Source organism: Vibrio sp. 947 (assembly GCF_033339115.1).
GTDB classification, from domain to species: domain Bacteria; phylum Pseudomonadota; class Gammaproteobacteria; order Enterobacterales; family Vibrionaceae; genus Vibrio; species Vibrio alginolyticus.
Map to the genome: position 1 here is coordinate 85823 of NZ_JAWOTX010000016.1, position 17236 is coordinate 103058.

Consider the following 17236-nt stretch of genomic DNA (forward strand, 5'->3'; position numbering starts at 1 on the left):
ATGCTTAGTAAGTTACACCAATAAAAAATTAAGTCAATAAATATTGACTTAAATAATTAAATATGTATAATGAAAAACATCAAAGAAAAATGTAAACAATATCGAGGCGCACCATGAAAAACTTACAAATGTTCGGCATCCGTGAAAAAGAAAGCAAGTTAATGAAAGAAGTAAATTGCGAATCTTGGTCTACCACTTATTCAGCAGGAACTGAATATGAAATGGCTGATTTCGGTCAGGGTGTTGGTGAGTTTCGATGCTCAGAATTAGCCCCTGTCTTATTTTCAGTTCTAAAGGGTGGCACTAGTCATCTTGAATCACCGAAAATGACAGCAAGTGAAAGTAAAACAGTAGACGTTGTTACTTACAATGTCGGTACAGATGTTCGTGAATTCCGAGTTGTTGAGATTACCGAGTCTTTTAAGAGTGCTGTAATGCCATATGATTCCTATGCTGAATTCTGTCAAGCAGCAAACGAAAACATTCATCTTCTCAACCTGTGAAGCGTATAGGGGTATAGCACAATGAATGCAACACATATTGAAATCAATGAGGTTTCTTGGACATGCGCAAAATGCGGTCATGAAAACAAAGACCTTATTAAAGAAACAAATGAGCCGCTATGCGGTGGCTGCGATCAGGTCTTTGATTGGAATCAGATTAATATTGATGTAACTACGTTCATCGGAGGTGAAGAAACCTATGTTAATCTTAGCGAACTTTGCCTTTTTGAAGAAAAGCTAATCAATGAGCTTGAGGAGCTAACAAAAGAAAATGTTCCTACTATGCCGTTTAACACGCGATACCCTGTAGGTTGGACTCCAGCTTATTGGGGTACATTCGGTGAATACGTGCCTGTTAAGCTTGATACCTAACAAAACTTTCAAAGACAGCATCAAAAAAGGCGGATTTATCCGCCTTTTTATATTGACCTTCTATATTATTTATGTATAATCAAATCATTCCTTAGAAAACAACCTCAGCATGTTCTGACTCGTTTAGGAATTGGCTTGCCAGCCAGCGGATTTTGTCGGCATCGAAAGATGATTGGTAAACAGGCGTTCACACTTCATCACATGATTCTACCTTTGAACTTTTGTGATTGTGAAAAAACCGACAGCGCAATCATAAATAATAAAGGATAGAAACCATGTTCGAATCTAATGATCATCTTGAACAATACGCACTAAATCTTACTAAAGTCTTTCACGTCGAAAGCCACGGTAAATTTTCACCTAAAAAGAACTTTGTCGCTTCGTGTCTAGCAAAAGCGATGTTGGGAAAGCCTGAGGGCTATAACATCAACACCTTGAAGGCTGAACTAAAGAACAAGTCGTTATCCGAGCCTGTTCAGGTGTCCACTGATACAAGCCAGAATCATCCAGAAATCTTGTTTAATGAGCATTTAATGAGCGACTTGAATGCATTTATTGACACCGATTTTTTCTTTGAGCGTCTTTTGGTTGCAATTGAAAAATCAGTTGAAGGTGAGCTGGATGAGCGTATTTATGATTTGCTAAATGAAGACGGTGAATTGTTTGAATGGTGTTCTGAACGTCTTGCGTTCACTGAGTCGGATACTGATTACTATCGTGTCTATGATTCTATGTATGGCGATGTGCTGACCGACTACATTCACACTGCGGCTGAAAATCGCACATATGATCCTGAAATGTCGTTCACACGTTACCGAATCATGGTAAACAAAGCTGCATATTCAGAGGTTTTGAAAGATAAGCTTCTTGAGTGGTTTGAGTTTTTGGCAACTGACTTGAATGATGAGTTAGATGAGTCATTCCCTACAGAGAAAATCCGCGCTCTACACGAATTAGAAGGCGGTTTTCAAGATGAGAAGGGCGAAACCATTGCTGAACTCTTAAAGCAGCATCTAAAGGCTAATAGCGCGTCCCTTTACGTGTCTTATAACTAATTCTAGGCGATAACAATAAATGCCAGCGGGGATAACGCTGGCTTCAAAAAGAGGTTTACTATGGCACAACCAAGCGATTACACACGACACCCAATGGGATCTATTGTTAAAAACAGTGAATCCGAAACCATTGCTCGAAACATCATGGTTATTTTGATGCAAAATGGCAATGAGTTCCGAAAGATGGAGTTTGATGAGTATCTTGAAGCTCGAAAGAGTCATGGTGCTTCTGAACGAGAAGTTATGCGCGAGAAACCGTACTTTGATAAAGTGGTAGAACACTGTTCTAGCGAAGAGAACGCCGACAAGTTCTGTGAAGACTGGAAAAAGACCAATTGATAATTGCGCAGTATGCGCTTAAGACCGCTTCAGTATATGGAGCGGTTTTTTTATGCCTTCATTAAACAGCTCTAGTATAGAATTGCTCATTAGTATATTATTTCTGAAAAGTTATTAATTAATAAAAAACTGGTTAATAAAAAGCCAAATCAATAAAATAAGAGCAATTATCAATGGACAAATATCTTTTCAAAGACCATTTCGTTCATAAGCATTCTGCTGACATATTTGAAAACTCAGATATAGATGTGAACAAGCTTTATGAGCAGGGTTTTATTAGTAATAAAGTCATTCCCTCTTTAAACAAGAAGCTTCTGAAGCTTTTTAAAAAGCTGTCATTTGATGAGTATCACATGGACTCAATCACACACGGTAAGGGTACAGAGTACAGCTTTAACAAAAACGGCTTACCACCAATGGTATCACTGCTGGTGGATAAAATTTACAGTGAGTTCGGATGTGTGCTTTCCATGTTCGATATTGAAGAATGCCCTCTGGGAATTGAGGTGGCTGTCTGTAAGCTATCTGAAGGGTATTACGTAGATTGGCATCAAGACTGTACTAACCAGGCTGTAATTAGCTTCTGCATGGTCATTAATGAAGAAGACTTTGAAGAAGGTGAAGGCGGAGTGTTGCAGTTTTCAAAAGTAAAATACGATAGTCGTGGAAGCATTATCGATAGAGAGGTTATAGGAAGCTTCCCTACCAATAATTCAGGTCAGATAGTATTCTTCAATCCCTCAGATCTGAATTATCAGCATAGATGCACCGAAATAAAAACTACGAAAACAAGATACTTGGTCTGCGGAATTATTGGGGAAATTGGCTAATGTTTACCACTGAAAGAATTGATATAAATGATTTGTTCACAAAGGGATTTACTGTTGGTTACTTGCAGGAAGAGTGGGCTAACAAAATCCTTAAAGTTCTGAAGAACCAGTCTTGGATTGAGGTTGTCCCTGATGTCTTAAATTCAGATGGCGAGATCGACAAATACTATGAATCCAGATACATCTCTGTAGCCTCTATGATGAAACCTGACGAGCCAAACAGGTGGTTTAAGCGTTACATGGATGAATTTTGCTTGTGGGCTGAGCCTGTACTTAGCAAGTTTGAGAATGGAAATTCATACCATGTTAGTGCATTTTGCGGCACTGAAGGTTATTTCATGGAACCTCATAGCGATGTCGGTGATCGCTCTGTTCTGGATATCATTGCTTATTTTGGTGATGATATCGGTGACGAAAATTCTGGGGGTTGTTTAGACTTCTTCAAGGTTGATGTTAAGGATCCTGAAAACCCAAGCAAGATGACATTTTTGGATAGAGTTGTTCCTAAGCACGGTATGATTGTGATTTTTAATAATATGAATCCAACCATTTATCATGAAGTAACAAAATTGATTAAGCCTGGATGTCGTCGTTTCCAGTTAATTGCGCAAGCAGGAATGATTGATAAGCCTGATTGGAGTGTTGATTATAAAGCCGAAAAGGGTTTTTACAGCTACCATAAAAAAGCGGTTTTAGGTAATACAGATTCAGCTTTAGAGATATTGGAAAATGGTCATGTTGGTGAATAGTATTTTTAGTAACGGGCTTCTTGATTTACGTTTGAGCATCCAATCAGTTAATGATTATTTTGTATGTCTTCTTAGTGAAGGTGCTTTGGAAAATGGTGATAAACTATTAGTGGTAGCCCAACCTCATGAAATGATTTTTGCATCAATAAAAAATGGTAAATCATTGTCCGATTATTTGAGTGATTATGGTGATGGTTACGATTTTCCAAATGATGGAATTAGTTATTTCATTGGTTGCGTCCCTGATGGATGGGTATATGATCAAAAAAACGCCATAGATAAAATCACGAAAATTGATGGTGATTTGAATGTGTCTGACTTTGATTATATCAGTGAACTTTTCTAATTTAGAATAAAGATAAACGTATGGATGTGGGTGTTTAAAATGTCTATTTTGAATCGTGAGAATAATAGCATTGTTGTTGAGTCTCAATATCACAAGGAACAATATTCAGAGTCAAGGCAGGAAAAGACTGCCGAGGAAATGTTCAACGAGATATTTATGCAGAAGCATAACAAGTTGTTTCCTGATGGTAGAGTGCATACTGGCAAGCCAGCGCCAGAACATGGTTCTGATGCTTATTATACTGTGTCTATTTCCCCAAAGTTTGAAGAGTTTGAGACTCAAATTGAACCGCCCATTTATCCAACGGTTAAGGCTCTTGTGGATAAGGGATACCACACAATTTCAAGTTGCGCTGGTCATCCTATACGTATTCATTTGCAAATAGGCTTTGGTAGTGAGGAATCCCGTTCAAAGTTTCTAGAAGCCGTGTTGAAATCTGAAATACCTGCACTTACCTATCACTTTGTTAGTAATGTCGCTAATGTTTCAAATCACTCGATTTCCAATGATGGCAGCTTTGATTCTAAATCAGGAACGGTTTTTGATGTGGAAGCTGAACAAAGCTATATTGATAAGCGTGATGCTGATGGGTTTAATTTCCAGTTTGGAACAAACTATAAAAAATGGTTTTTTCTCGATATCAATATAATGGAACCAACCTCAAACCCATTCAAAATACTGTACTATAAGTTATTCTTATTGCCTAAGAAGCAGGAAATTCTTGAACAACTCCATCAGCTAATGATTGGTGAAACAATCCCTAGATACGATGAAATTTATCATAAACCTAAGAGAAGCATTTTCTTTTAATCAAAAAGCTCTGGGTTTATTTATAAAAAAAAGCCCTTAAAGGGCTTTTTCAGTTTTTTCACTTTTAACAGAATCCTCAACAATCTTTTTCTCATTGCAGTCAAAATAGAAGGAAATGGCTTTGCAAATAAAGAAATGAAGAAAAAGTAATGCATATGCTTTAAAGGTTGTATCGCCAGAAATTTCACTAGTGGTAATTTCATCAGTTGGCAAAGATCCATAGTATTCAAACATGGTTACACCAATTAAGACATTTGCAACCATGACAATTGTCATAAATAGAAGCTTAGGAATAAATCGAAATCTTTCCTCAGTTTGAATTGAAGAAATTGAAAAAATAAAAATAAAGAGCGCCGACTTTTCCAATACTTTAGTAATTTCTGAATCTGAAAGGGCTAAAAACAGATTGTATCCAGCAATAAATAGAACCAAGTAAATCAAGTGGGATAAAAAAATCTTTTTTAGATTAGAGTTCTTATAACTTGCTTTCAGTATTAATGATTTCATTGCTTTGCGCCATTTTTAGTCATTGTTCTTGTATTGAGGGTCGTTTTCAAGCAAGAACTGCTTCACTTCTTTCGATGAGTCGGAATTCAATACGTTTTCACCTTTGCTTCCATTACTGGATTTTTCGAATACGCGGAAATTCCAACATGTGCAGGTTTCTGGGTGGCAGCGATTATGACCACTCTCAACTAGGTATTTAGGGGTGAGTTCATTTAATTCGTATGCGTTCATTTTGTTTCCAAATTATCAAAATTGGTTAGAGCATTGACTTGTAATCATACACCAAGAACTGGGGTTCTGTTGGTTTAAGCATTTCACAATGAGCCAGGATTGCTTTAATCAATACTTCAGACACCGTTTCCCCAACAAACTCTTTCAGTTCGATTTCAGAATCGCCATTTTTGTATGTAGCAATCGACTTTGGCTTTTCACCACTATTGATTAGGTCGATACCGTAACAAGCGGCGTATGCGATAAGCAATGGAATGTTTCGAGTGAAGTCATATGGCTTTAATCTATCTTTGTAGTGAACTCGAATATGTACGCTTCTCTGATCCCAGTCACCAGAAGCACGTTCTTTCTTATCAAGCTCTTGCTTATGAGGAAGATTTAAAGCTTTAGCGATCTTGCAGTTTAACTCATACACACCTGTATTTTCAGGTCGGATATTAGTATTCATTTTTCCAATATTTATCATTGATTAAGAGGGGTTAATCCCTAGCGCACTTATTATACATATATGAGCGGCAAAGAAAAGCATATTTAATGATTTATTCGTAGGTTTTGATTTGTAGTGGTCGCTTGCAGTTGACTTTTGTGCTGAGAAATGCATTATTTAAACAATTAAATTTATAAGGGCTAAAAAATGAAAAAGAGTTTAATTATAGCTATTGAGTTCGAAAGTCTTGCGTTTTTCGAAAATGCTCTTGAAATCGCAGGTTGTAGATTTAATGAGATTGAAGAGGATATGACTCATTGTCTCTTGAGAGAAAGAGGTAAAGAGGTTCTGACCTGTAGAGAACTTGGAATCCCATACCTGGCTTATGTCAAACCGCAAACAAAACAAGATCGTCAAGAGGGAAAGTTCTCTATTGCGGAAGTTAACTTTGACATTAATTCTTTGGATAAAGATAAATTTGCCCTTGTTGTAAGAAAACAGTCGAACTCCTACCCTGACAATCTTGGATTTGATTACTTTATTGATAAAGCTACTTCAGAAAGCGTCAAATACTGGGCTGATCTATTCACTAAAGATGAGATTGGTCGTAACGTTGAAATCTTGTCACAAGCCGAATTCCTTGATTCTTTGAAATCAAAAGAACTGTCATTTCCATTCTTTCTAAAAACTCTTGATAAAGGCTCTCACGGCAACACTTTAGCGAAGGTGTTTGATGAAAATAATATCAGTATTTTAATGCCTACATCAGAAAGACCAGATCTTGATGTTGAAGGAACAACCTTATACCGATACCTATCCTTATCTGAAGATTCTGTGCTTACCTTATTTACTGAACAATCAAGTTACTTCAATCCGTGGATCGGAGAAAGCCAAATTATTCCAGCAAGTTACAAATCTTTGGATGGAAAACTCATCAAAAGCGATGTCATTAACATCTTAGATGATCTTCGTTCCTCTCCGAATAAAGAGCATCGTGCTTTCATCGTTGATGGAAAGGTAACATCATTAAGTCGTTACTTTGATTATGACTACTATGTTAGTCCTAAACATGTACTGGATTACGCCCAGGATTTCGCAAGCAAGTTTAAAGAAAGACTCCCTTTGATTTGTGTGGCAGACTTTGCGGAAACAACAAGCGGTGTAGAGCTTATCGAAATTAATCCCTATGAAAATAGCGGTAGATATCTAATGAATGATCCAGAAAAGCTTTTTCTTGCGATTATGACTCTTTCTGGTGGTGATAAACTGAAAACATCTAATGAAGGATTACTTGTACCAAAAATTAAGCCTAAGTTACTTTTGGATGAGTTCTGATACGAAGCCTCCGACATTGGAGGCTTTTATCAATGAGTAAAACTTTACTCATAAAATGCTGAATTCTAATCTAATGAGTAAAACTTTACACATTTCTCAAGTGCAAAGCTCACTAGTTATATATATTACTTATCAAGTTTGCACTTTTCGACTACCAAAGGCATTTGAATTTGGAGGCTTTTAATACTGTCACAATAAGCTTATCAAGTTCTTTTGAGTCAGATAGATTGTTTGACTCCAAAAATTTTCCGAAATTTCCTAGTTCAATCTTGTCTTCTCTTTTACTGTAAAAGGGAAAACTATCATTTTTAATCAATGAAAATAGAAAATTTGCAGCATGGTGATCGATGAGTCGGGTTCGGAGATTGCGGCTATTCACTTCGGTATTAATAATATGCGTGATATCCGAGATAGTGTGCTCATTGTTTATGCTTTCCATAAAGGCTTTGCTAAACATTGATTCAGAACCTCTATAAAACGCAACCTCATCGGTTTCGAATTTTATGATTTCTGATACCTGCAATAGAACGCTCATCTTAGTGTCATGTGAAAAGTAGTCATGTTCTTGCTTTGCAATTGCGTCATACAAGCGTACAAGCTTCTTAATTGGTGATTGATTTAGCTCAAATACTGAATATAGAAAATCACAGTGATGTTTATGCGATTTATTAAGCTGATTAAAAAAACCTGTCGAGTCGCAGAAGATGGACTTAATACAGTCATTGTCTTCTAATCGGAAACCATAACTGGTGATAAGATTCGATGTTTGTTCAAGTATATCGAAGAAGCAATGCGCTGTATCTTTGTGATCATGACCTTCCAGGAATTGAACGCACTCCCTTCCTAATTTACTCAATGAGTGGATTTTTTTAAGATTCACTATCTATTTCCAGTACTTATGTGTTTTTAGTAGTATACATTTTGGTCAAGAATTGTAAATCTAACATGAACCAAAAAAATTAATTTGAAATAAGTATAAAAAATATATTGACTTTAAATCTCTAACTCAATAAGATTTAAATCGTTCCCCAGAGGAATGTTCGGAAACCTCCCGAACTGAAAGTGCTTGCTTACTGCGGCGGTGCTAATATAGAGGGGTCATCAATGTACATTTTGCCTTCTCAGGTGGTTGGTACTAGAGAGATGACGCACACTTAGTGGGTTTGGCGACTCAAAGGTGTGCAGGATGAATTTGAATCCTTAACGGTGGGTGGTTAAGCTCATCTTATAGAGGGTCGCTGGATTCAAGGCTAAAAAAATGAGGTGAGCGCCAACTCATTGTCTGTTTTTGGTCAGCCTTTAAGCGTTTATGGCAAGCAGATAACTAAAAAATTGAATGATGTATTATCATTTGTCCCGATGAAAACGCAAACAGTTATTAACGAAGTGCTTTCATGTAGAGGCTGAAAAGTCATACATGCCCTAACGGGGGCTAAAGGAGATGCTCGGGTATCTAGGTTAGTCAGGTGAAGTTAGAAGGTTATGGCCTAACGATTCTATCGGAGCCAAAAAGTTAATGGTTGTTGGAGGTATCGCACTCAGCCCGTAACGTGAGTGTAGCAAAGCTAGTGAAGCGTCTAACAAACGCGTGAACGCCAAGATCACTAGAGAACGAAAGCGAAGCGTCTGTCTTTCCACTGTATCGAGAAATCGGTGTAGGCAATCAACCGCCCTCGGGCGGTTTTTTGTTTTTATGGATTTGAATAAATTAATTTATTTACTTTACGCTCTGCTTTTGTATAATAAAAGAAAATTAAATTAGGGCATCAAAATGAATAAAGAAATTCCTGTATCTCTTGCTAGTGATATTTCAGTTGGCAAACATCTAACTCCAGAACAAAAAGCAAGAATCATTCAACGTGGGGCTTATAACGGAAAAACGGTACGCCAAGTAATGAAAGACATGCTAGTGAATAATGGCATGTTTGAAGAGCAAGCTGATGAGGTTATGAAAGTTGCTGAACGTGATATCGATTCAATGAATGAGAACTGGGGTAAAGAAGCTGATTCATACCCTAAAGTCATTATTACTTTAACTCAATCACACGTAAAGCGTATCGCGTTAAAGTGGATTAATGAAAATGCACCTGAAGCTTGGTTTAAGCCTTTGTTTGAGCAGCATAATCAATGATTTCGATAACGGGCAGCACTATCCCTGCCCGTTAAATCATTCTATTTTGTATCTCCCGATAAGCTCACACGAAAATATTGCTTACTTTCTTTGTCGATAGAGGCAAGAAACCTCCCCTCTTTTTCTTCTGCAACTTTAAACTCATATAGTGTTAACGCCTCATTGATTAAATCTAATGGGTTGTTGTGTGCAGAAATTGATACCAACTCTTCCAGTTTTTTTGATTGTTCATCGGTCATCGTGATTGTATTCATTTTAAATCCTCTTTGAAGTTTCACCTATTATTTCAAGATAAAAACCCTTTGTAAATCATCGATTTGCGAGTATAAAATGAGTGTTCTTCGAGTATAGAATGAGTAAAAAATGAGTAAAAAAGGAAGGGTGATAAAACAATACCAATTAAATCTACAAGACTGAAATTCTGGGGTATAAGCTACAAAAAGGCAGGCTAATGCCTGCCAGTCTCGATTATTCTCCTATGTAGTCATTAGGGGATATGCCAACGGCATTCCGAATGGTCATATCTGCGCCATGCGACTTAAGAATATTAAGAGAGTCTGTTTGGTTGTACGTTATGGCTCTGTGAGCAGGGGTAAATCCCCTATTACATTGAGCATTGATGAGTGAATCGGCTATATGGTTGTCCAGGATGTATTCTAAGACCTTATTTGAGCCGCGCTCCGCACAGATATCCATTCCGCTAAAACAGTCTCCATCGCGCTCCAGAGGGCTTATGCGACTATCAATAGCAATCTTCAGTAGTTCAAGATTGTCTAGCGTACACGCAACATGAAATAGATTGCTGTGATTTTGATCTCTGAAGGCAGCGAGTTCAGAGAGAGGCAAAGCAGAAAGCTCGTTAAATCGCTCATCATTAATGAGCGTAATGATTTTTTCTTCAGACTCGTTTATTTCTCTTTTCTCAGAGAATCCAAATAAGGAGTGTAATTGAGGTAGCATACTTTCAAAATCTGCATTTTCTCCTATTCCACCAGCGAGCATAGAGATCAGTTCATTGACATCGTATCCATCTGGTAAGTCTTCGTCATCGAACTCATCGTCATCATCCTCGGTTTCAATCTCAGGCTTTATGTAGTCTCTAAATACAGAGCAAACTAGCATTGTCTGGTTAAACGAGTTCTCAAGGCAAGACAGGTCGAAATCCGAAGTATCAATCTCGATATCATCTTCCATGATGTTCTTCGACTCTTCATCAAAAATGTAGAGCTTGTCAATATTGAGTGAGTATTGAGAATAGATGCGAATAATGCGATCACCATTTTCAGTTCGCATTAATTTTTCAAAAGCAGCAATCGGATTAGAAATTTGACCGCTGTAATACAGATACTTACCAATCGACTCTAACGCGACATCGATGTCTTTGATGATATCGACTCTCTCTTTGTTTACTTTGAAAGTGCCTGGTTTCATCTCCCAAATCGTGCCAGCCCAGTTGCAGTATCCTTGCTCAACTAGATCAATAACCTCCTGGGAGACCTCAAATATGGGTTTTTTCGATGTATCAGGGATGAATTGAAATGGGTTAGCGGTATGATTTGGTATTTCCATACCCCAAGTTTCAGCATAAAACTTATCCGTTGTTACTTCGTCATCACCATATGAGCATCCGATAACAGGTACGCCCTTTTGTAAGCAATATTTTATGCTTTCATCTTCGACAAACCATGTATGGAAGTGCTTTTCAAATCCAGGATGATTCAAAGCAAGAATGTCTGGCAAGCCGAAAGTTTTAATGCCTTCATTAAGCATCATTTCACCGCTGAATACGGTTACTTTAGGATCGTTAAATTGTCTACTGAGTGGTATATCAAGCTTTGGAAATAGGTTTACCTCATCGCCTATTAGGTAAATATTCCATTTGATATCAGTTCCTAGCAGAGTGTTAAGAAGCTTGTAAGATCTGCCGTAATTGATGGATTCGGAGTAATCAGCACCAGCAATAAAGACATTTATCGTGTCGCTTTTATTAATTAAATCGGAGCAGAATTCGGATATTTGCTTAGCAAGTAAGAAAGATGAAGATAGCAACTTTTCAGAGACTTCCTTTCCTCCAGAAAGCTCATTACTAAAGATAGGGGTTGAAGATTGAAGCTCATTGATGAGAGTGGTTACAGAGCTGTGTTTCTGTATAAGCATGTCGTTCCCTCTAGCGCATATGATTTATACGCATAAGGCAATATAAATCAAGGTGTTCTAACAATATTAGAGGGCTTTTGGTTAGCAATCAAGACAAAAAGAATATTCGCCTAGTTCTGAGTTATTTGCAACCAATAAAATCCTACATGTTTGCGAGTGATTCTCCCCGCCCTATCGGGCGAGGCTTCTTGAATCGTTTGCCGCAACCTAATTCTTGATTAGGATTCACGCAGGCATCATCAAGCAGAAACGGTCAATCCAGCCGCTTTTAATTCAATTATCCCTGCATTACGCAGGTTTTTGCCAGAGTTGGTATCTCGACAGTGTACTTCATTGCAACTCGGGCAAGTCCATACTCTGATATGGAGTGGCATTTTATCCATCTTGTAGCCGCAACAAGAGCAGGTCTTCGAAGAAGGTAGCCACTGATCGCACTTAATCAGCCACTTACCGTACCTTTCAGCTTTATATGCCAGCTTAGAGACAAATGCTCCCCAAGCCGCATCAGCAATATGTTTCGCAAGTCGTTTGTTTTTTAGCATGTTGGATGATTTTAGCGTTTCAACAATTATCGCTTGGTTTTCGTCAATAATTCGTTTCGAAAGCTGGTGCTGAAAATCATTCCGAGCGTTAGCCACACGCTCATGAGCTTTGGCAAGCAATAGCTTTGCTTTCACTCTATTTTTAGAGCCTTTTTTACATCGACTCAGGGCTTTTTGTTTCCGCCTTAAGTTTTTATATGCATTAATTAAAAACCGAGGATTCGCAACCTTATCACCTTTATCGCTAATGAGGTAATCCGTCAGTCCCAAATCGTAACCTGATAGTTTTGTGATATACCTTGGTTTGGCAGGTGCCTCATTACCACAATCAACCAGTACTGAAGCATAAAATTTACCTGTGCTGGATTTAGAGATGGTAATGCTTTTTAGCGTCCCACTTATCTCTCGGTGGATCTTAGCTTTGATAGGTTTGCATTTCGGGATCTTGATTGCGTTTTCAAGGATTTTTAGACTAGTGCAATGGTAACTGCTCTGATAACCATGTTTACGCTTAAACTTAGGAAATTTAGCTTTTAGCTTTGGATTGAAAAAGTTCGAGAAAGCTTTATCAAGATTGATGATCGATTGCTGCAATGAAATAGAGTCGAACCGACTTAACCAGGAGTACTTTCTTGATTTCTTTCCAAGAGATAACAGTGGCTTTATCTCTTTTTTAAGGTTTAATGAAATGCTTTTCTTTTTGTAAAAGTGAGCTTTTATGTGCAGAGCTTTATTATACGCAAACCGAACCGCGCCAAACTGAGCTTCAAGAAACTCAGCTTGTTCTATCGTTGGATAAATACGCATCTTCGTTGCTCGTAACATTTCAATAAAACACTATGAATTTATTGAAGAATATCTTATAAACAACTAGAATTGTCAATGTTTATCTCTGTCGAGATAACCGCATTATATCCCCGACCTTATCGGGCGAGGGTTTACGGCGGAGTTGCTAAAAATGAGAACGAATTGATAGATACATTTAGGATGATAGCACTCTGAACGAATGATAGCTTGATTTTATTCTTTTGTTTCATGGTGTTGACCTTAATTGTTTATGTGTTTTGAATTATACATAAATCACAATCAAGGTAAATGCTTAAATTATTTTAAAATGTACATCTCTTTAAGCTGCTCAATAATATTTGCCTTAGATGTTCGGACACCATTAAGCAATGCTGAGCCTTTCTTTAGGGTGATCGCAACTTGCACTGGTGAGAAGTCTGAACAACGAATCACATGAAAGGTGTGCGTGTCATTTTGTGACTGTTTCCAGATCTGAGTTTCATTAGCCAGTAAATCAGCAGCCGTTGAACCAATCATTGTGTGCTTGGATTGAAAATCCTGTAGTTTTTTCTCATCTTCAATCCGTTTATTTTCTTCTTCTTCCTTCCGCTCTTCATCAAGGTGAGCGATATACATAGCACGAAGGTATTCCAAATCCTTTTTCTGCTCAATTAGAATGTCTTTAATCGTTAAAGCAATCATAGAGCCAAGTGCAGTACGGATCGCATAAATATCTGCATATTGATATTCGTCTTTTTCAGACAAATAATCTAACGTAAGGGCTGGAGAGCCGATATTTACATGAGATGTGAACATTACATCATTTTTGTTTAATCCACCCATCATCTGGATAGAGCCATATACAACATCAACTCGATCTAGAGTTTGTGTTTTAGATGCGCAGTTAAACTTAATGTCGCCAGTAGATAGAAGCACTAGTTGAACGGTAATGTCAGGCTCAACACTAATTGAAAATATCTGGCTGTCCTTAGCGTTAAATTCAAACTTTAAGCCTGCATCATAGAATTTCGATAAAAGGGAATGGTACATAGTTGACTCCAATTATATTAAGGAAGAGTCTGCACCCTCCCCTAAATGTTTAAATTAATGAAATTCTTTTAGCAAACTCAGCTTTAACTTCTTCAATCGAAGATGGGCGTTTTGCTTCAATAATAACAATAGACTGATCGTCTGATGTTACTGAGTGGTAGTTTGAATGATTACCAGCAAAGTTCAATCCATATGTGTTTTCGATGTATTCAATATCGCTGTGCATATCACCAAAGCCACTAGAGCCACCATAGCTAGATGTGCCAGTATCAATAGCGATATTGGTAGCAACAAATGCAGAGCAGACCAAATTGTTTTCTAGGCAGCTCAGTTCGCGCCAACCATCATTGTATTCATGGTTTTGTGAATCGACTCGTAATTGGTTTGAAGATTCAAAGCAGTATTTGCCGATAGAGAGATCTAGATCCATATCTTCAAGAAGAAATAAGGTTTCTGCCGAATCGCAGCGAGAAAAATACATAGTTTCAGGAAGGGTGTTAATCGCTTTCTCTACCTCAGATAAGGCTTCATTGAATGCTTTATGCCAGATACCCTCGAAAGCTTGATAGCCATCGATATCAAAGAACAGATCGCACATTAAGTCACGGAACTTATCTTTCTTTTTTGAAAAAGATAAGCTGGTATAACGCTCTAACTTAGACTTTTTGGGCGCAAAGAAATCATCAAGCTCTTTCAGGGTGCATGGAAAATCTGAGCCGTATTTGTTTTTTACTTCAGCAACAACTTTATTAGCGATAAATGATGCAGATACGTTTTCTAGGGCTTTAGAGCCTGGAATGATGATTTTTGTTGATGGCATTTGTAAATCTCCAATATACATTATCTTTGGGTTCTCACTCGTTACAAAACCCTTGATAAATAAAAGGAGGATTTTGAGTTTTCCATTAAGTTTATGGTTTCCAGCTCCCGTTAAGGATGAGTGATGCCAAGGGTCTACCCCCCAAAGCGACTGACTAAGAGCTTGCTTAGCCTTCCCCTCTGTTATAGCTTAATTATACATATGTAAGGCTCAGAGTCAACAAATATAGAGTCATGTTTTAATTTATTTTTTTGATTTGTTTGTATAATAGATATTGTGTTGAAACTGGACATAACAGAACTGAATAATTTTAAAGGAAGCATGAACAACTCCCACTAAACGCTACGCGTTTTGAAGGTCTCTATTTAATAAATAAATTAAACCTCAGTAATTGACTGATGTTTTTATATATGTATAATAGAGACAAATAAATAATTAAAGGACTTCACCATGTACAAACCATTCAATGAGCTAAAGCAAATCCCTGATTACTTTCGTATCGAAAACGATGTGGAGATGGGGTCTCCGTCTTTTGTTAAGCACCCAGTGTTTCCAATCTTCGTGCATTCTGATGGTGTTCCTGCATCGGTAGAAATTGGTAATGTCATTAGTGGTAGCATTTCGGTTCGAATGGAAATTGCGTACAAAGCAGATGAAATCCTTGAAATGATGCATCGATACATTGAATCAGGCGATCATGATGGAATTGATAACTTGGAAATCGTTTTGATTGAAGATAAGTACAGACTTGTTACTGAAATCGAAGATCAAGAGCCTGATTTTTTTGAAACTAAGAATTTGGATGAGATTTTTGCGAAAATTTCGCTATAACTATCAGAAAATTGAATACCCAGTACGCATAATGAAGTGTACTGGGTATAATGCTAAAATCGGGCATTGAAAGGCATCAGCCTTTCTTGAGTCTTTTAAATCACTACCTCACTATCAACAAGGTAAGCTAGCTAATGACCGAACAATCCATCACCCCTACTTATGATTGGAATCTGAAGAACTGTCGAGTTAAGATCGATGATCCAGATACCCGCGCATGGGCAGAGTTCGTCATCAATAACTTGACGAAAAGTAATAAGGATGTTTTACAGGGAACTCTTCCTGTTACTCTTATGATGAACGGCTGGTTGAGTGAAGACACTGCAATGATGTTCAGCTCGATTATTGAAGACCGTTGGAAAGCAATGGTTAAGGCTGTCGATAGTGGAAAGCTTAAATCCAAAACTTATCCTTCTCTTGGATATCAAAGAGAAAGGCATGTGGTAGGTGCAGCAATCTGTGAGCTGATGAGTCAGGGTTACGACTCTGAATTTTTTAAGTCACTTGAGAACTTTAAACTTAAATAAGGGGATTCTTATGATCCGATATGAGTATAGAACAAGGGGGTATCACCGACTTAGTAACTAACTAAGAAACGAGGTGATACATGTATTATTTAAAATGCATTGACGGTAGCAAATCCAAATTTAACTCCCTTAATGAGATCTTCGAGAAGCTTGAGGCTGAGTTTCCTAATAGGTATTGCTATTCTAGATATGGAAGATATTGTTACTCTCTTTTAAAGACAGAAAACTGTATTGTTGGCGAGACATTTGCTCCAAGAATTTCTCTTATCGGTCATTTTCATGAATACAAGCTTAATCAGGCTGTTCAGATTTCCGATAAGAATGATATTTTTGCTCGCAGTAAGTATCCTGGTCAACCTTGGAGTTACACAAAGCACGGTAATGAACCTTACCTATGGTTGTCTTGTGTAAACAAATACATTGTTCTGGATGCATTTAACCGTGTAATTTCAGTTGAGTATATTGTTGAGCGATACAAGCAACGCTATAAGGCTCTTCATGAGAGAAAGGGAAATGGCAGATACTGGGTTAGTAATCGACCTAACGGTGTAAGAAGCGGCTACAAGCGCGATAAAAACCACCAGAAACGTCTTAACGCTCATTATAAGCCTTGCACCCTTTCGAATGAGTTAAAGGCGATTACAAGCCGCGATGAGTTCGATTTGCAATGTCCTTTGAGGACTGCAAGAAAGACCACGGCGCAAGCTCTGAATCGTTACGGTGAATGCCGCTGGGATAGCATCATTCGCTGCTGGAAAGATCAGAGCAAAAAGAGAAAGCAATGGATGTGAACAAAGCCACCGCATGTCGGTGGTTTTTTATTGCCTGAAATATTTCTTTACTATTAAACTAATTAATATATAATGAATACATAAAATATAGGGAATA

At 37.6% G+C, this 17236-nt stretch carries 22 protein-coding genes; 13 read left to right on the forward strand and 9 right to left on the reverse strand.

From position 1 onward, the window contains the following. Positions 1-113: 113 nt before the first annotated feature. From R7Q39_RS19075 to R7Q39_RS19110, 8 genes are all read left to right on the forward strand, one after another. On the forward strand, positions 114-503 hold the full coding sequence (locus R7Q39_RS19075; protein ID WP_318076609.1) for a hypothetical protein: 390 nt from the start codon (positions 114-116) through the stop codon (positions 501-503). Positions 504-524: 21 nt separating this feature from the next. After that, positions 525-875, forward strand: a complete 351-nt coding sequence (locus R7Q39_RS19080; RefSeq protein ID WP_318076610.1) for a hypothetical protein — start codon at positions 525-527, stop codon at positions 873-875. A 275-nt stretch (positions 876-1150) separates the two neighbouring features. Continuing rightward, positions 1151-1930 (forward strand): hypothetical protein, encoded by a 780-nt coding sequence (locus R7Q39_RS19085; protein ID WP_318076611.1) that lies wholly within the window; start codon positions 1151-1153, stop codon positions 1928-1930. A gap of 60 nt (positions 1931-1990) precedes the next feature. Further along, positions 1991-2269: a hypothetical protein gene (locus R7Q39_RS19090; RefSeq protein WP_045592212.1), complete on the forward strand. Its 279-nt coding sequence runs from the start codon at positions 1991-1993 to the stop codon at positions 2267-2269. Positions 2270-2442: 173 nt separating this feature from the next. Next, positions 2443-3099: a 2OG-Fe(II) oxygenase family protein gene (locus tag R7Q39_RS19095; protein ID WP_038128613.1), complete on the forward strand. Its 657-nt coding sequence runs from the start codon at positions 2443-2445 to the stop codon at positions 3097-3099. Continuing rightward, positions 3099-3848: a 2OG-Fe(II) oxygenase gene (locus tag R7Q39_RS19100; RefSeq protein ID WP_229623985.1), complete on the forward strand. Its 750-nt coding sequence runs from the start codon at positions 3099-3101 to the stop codon at positions 3846-3848. The genes R7Q39_RS19095 and R7Q39_RS19100 overlap by 1 nt, the downstream gene beginning before the upstream one ends. After that, positions 3835-4194, forward strand: coding sequence for a hypothetical protein (locus R7Q39_RS19105; protein WP_053317729.1), 360 nt, complete (start codon positions 3835-3837; stop codon positions 4192-4194). The genes R7Q39_RS19100 and R7Q39_RS19105 overlap by 14 nt, the downstream gene beginning before the upstream one ends. 39 nt (positions 4195-4233) lie before the next feature. Then, positions 4234-5004 carry a hypothetical protein gene (locus tag R7Q39_RS19110; RefSeq protein WP_223371010.1) on the forward strand — a complete coding sequence of 257 codons (771 nt, stop codon included), beginning with the start codon at positions 4234-4236 and terminating at the stop codon, positions 5002-5004. Positions 5005-5040: 36 nt separating this feature from the next. Here R7Q39_RS19110 and R7Q39_RS19115 read toward each other — a convergent pair whose 3' ends face one another. From R7Q39_RS19115 to R7Q39_RS19125, 3 genes are read right to left on the reverse strand one after another with little or no spacing between them, the layout of a single operon-like run. Further along, positions 5041-5511 (reverse strand): hypothetical protein, encoded by a 471-nt coding sequence (locus R7Q39_RS19115; protein ID WP_085762173.1) that lies wholly within the window; start codon positions 5509-5511, stop codon positions 5041-5043. Positions 5512-5526: 15 nt separating this feature from the next. Continuing rightward, positions 5527-5742 carry a hypothetical protein gene (locus R7Q39_RS19120; protein WP_045592197.1) on the reverse strand — a complete coding sequence of 72 codons (216 nt, stop codon included), beginning with the start codon at positions 5740-5742 and terminating at the stop codon, positions 5527-5529. A gap of 25 nt (positions 5743-5767) precedes the next feature. After that, positions 5768-6190 (reverse strand): hypothetical protein, encoded by a 423-nt coding sequence (locus R7Q39_RS19125; protein ID WP_045592195.1) that lies wholly within the window; start codon positions 6188-6190, stop codon positions 5768-5770. A 186-nt stretch (positions 6191-6376) separates the two neighbouring features. On the opposite strand from R7Q39_RS19125, the gene R7Q39_RS19130 reads away from it, so the two are divergent. Beyond that, complete coding sequence (locus R7Q39_RS19130) at positions 6377-7504, forward strand: ATP-grasp domain-containing protein (protein WP_318076612.1); 1128 nt, start codon at positions 6377-6379, stop codon at positions 7502-7504. A gap of 151 nt (positions 7505-7655) precedes the next feature. Here the strand turns inward: R7Q39_RS19130 and R7Q39_RS19135 are convergent, their stop codons facing one another. Beyond that, positions 7656-8384 (reverse strand): hypothetical protein, encoded by a 729-nt coding sequence (locus R7Q39_RS19135; RefSeq protein WP_318076613.1) that lies wholly within the window; start codon positions 8382-8384, stop codon positions 7656-7658. 891 nt (positions 8385-9275) lie between these two features. Between R7Q39_RS19135 and R7Q39_RS19140 the strand changes: the two genes are divergently transcribed. After that, a complete protein-coding gene (locus tag R7Q39_RS19140) occupies positions 9276-9635 on the forward strand; it encodes a hypothetical protein (RefSeq protein WP_118894546.1) in 360 nt (119 codons plus the stop codon). 41 nt (positions 9636-9676) lie between these two features. On the opposite strand, the gene R7Q39_RS19145 is transcribed toward R7Q39_RS19140, so the two are convergent. The 5 genes from R7Q39_RS19145 to R7Q39_RS19165 form a co-directional block, all read right to left on the reverse strand. Then, positions 9677-9889 (reverse strand): hypothetical protein, encoded by a 213-nt coding sequence (locus R7Q39_RS19145; RefSeq protein ID WP_045592188.1) that lies wholly within the window; start codon positions 9887-9889, stop codon positions 9677-9679. Positions 9890-10103: 214 nt separating this feature from the next. Next, on the reverse strand, positions 10104-11792 hold the full coding sequence (locus tag R7Q39_RS19150) for an ankyrin repeat domain-containing protein (RefSeq protein WP_318076614.1): 1689 nt from the start codon (positions 11790-11792) through the stop codon (positions 10104-10106). A 239-nt stretch (positions 11793-12031) separates the two neighbouring features. Next, entirely contained in the window at positions 12032-13159 is a 1128-nt protein-coding gene (locus R7Q39_RS19155) for an RNA-guided endonuclease TnpB family protein (protein WP_318076615.1), read from the reverse strand. Positions 13160-13438: 279 nt separating this feature from the next. Further along, a complete protein-coding gene (locus tag R7Q39_RS19160) occupies positions 13439-14170 on the reverse strand; it encodes a hypothetical protein (RefSeq protein ID WP_318076616.1) in 732 nt (243 codons plus the stop codon). A 49-nt stretch (positions 14171-14219) separates the two neighbouring features. Then, positions 14220-14990 (reverse strand): hypothetical protein, encoded by a 771-nt coding sequence (locus tag R7Q39_RS19165; protein ID WP_318076617.1) that lies wholly within the window; start codon positions 14988-14990, stop codon positions 14220-14222. 450 nt (positions 14991-15440) lie between these two features. Here R7Q39_RS19165 and R7Q39_RS19170 point away from each other — a divergent pair, with 450 nt between their 5' ends. The 3 genes from R7Q39_RS19170 to R7Q39_RS19180 all read left to right on the forward strand — a co-directional run bounded on the left by R7Q39_RS19170 (position 15441) and on the right by R7Q39_RS19180 (position 17139). Further along, complete coding sequence (locus R7Q39_RS19170; protein ID WP_318076618.1) at positions 15441-15821, forward strand: hypothetical protein; 381 nt, start codon at positions 15441-15443, stop codon at positions 15819-15821. A gap of 134 nt (positions 15822-15955) precedes the next feature. Next, positions 15956-16348: a hypothetical protein gene (locus R7Q39_RS19175; protein ID WP_038128624.1), complete on the forward strand. Its 393-nt coding sequence runs from the start codon at positions 15956-15958 to the stop codon at positions 16346-16348. Between the two features lie 80 nt (positions 16349-16428). Next, on the forward strand, positions 16429-17139 hold the full coding sequence (locus R7Q39_RS19180; RefSeq protein WP_045592174.1) for a hypothetical protein: 711 nt from the start codon (positions 16429-16431) through the stop codon (positions 17137-17139). Positions 17140-17236 lie beyond the last annotated feature (97 nt).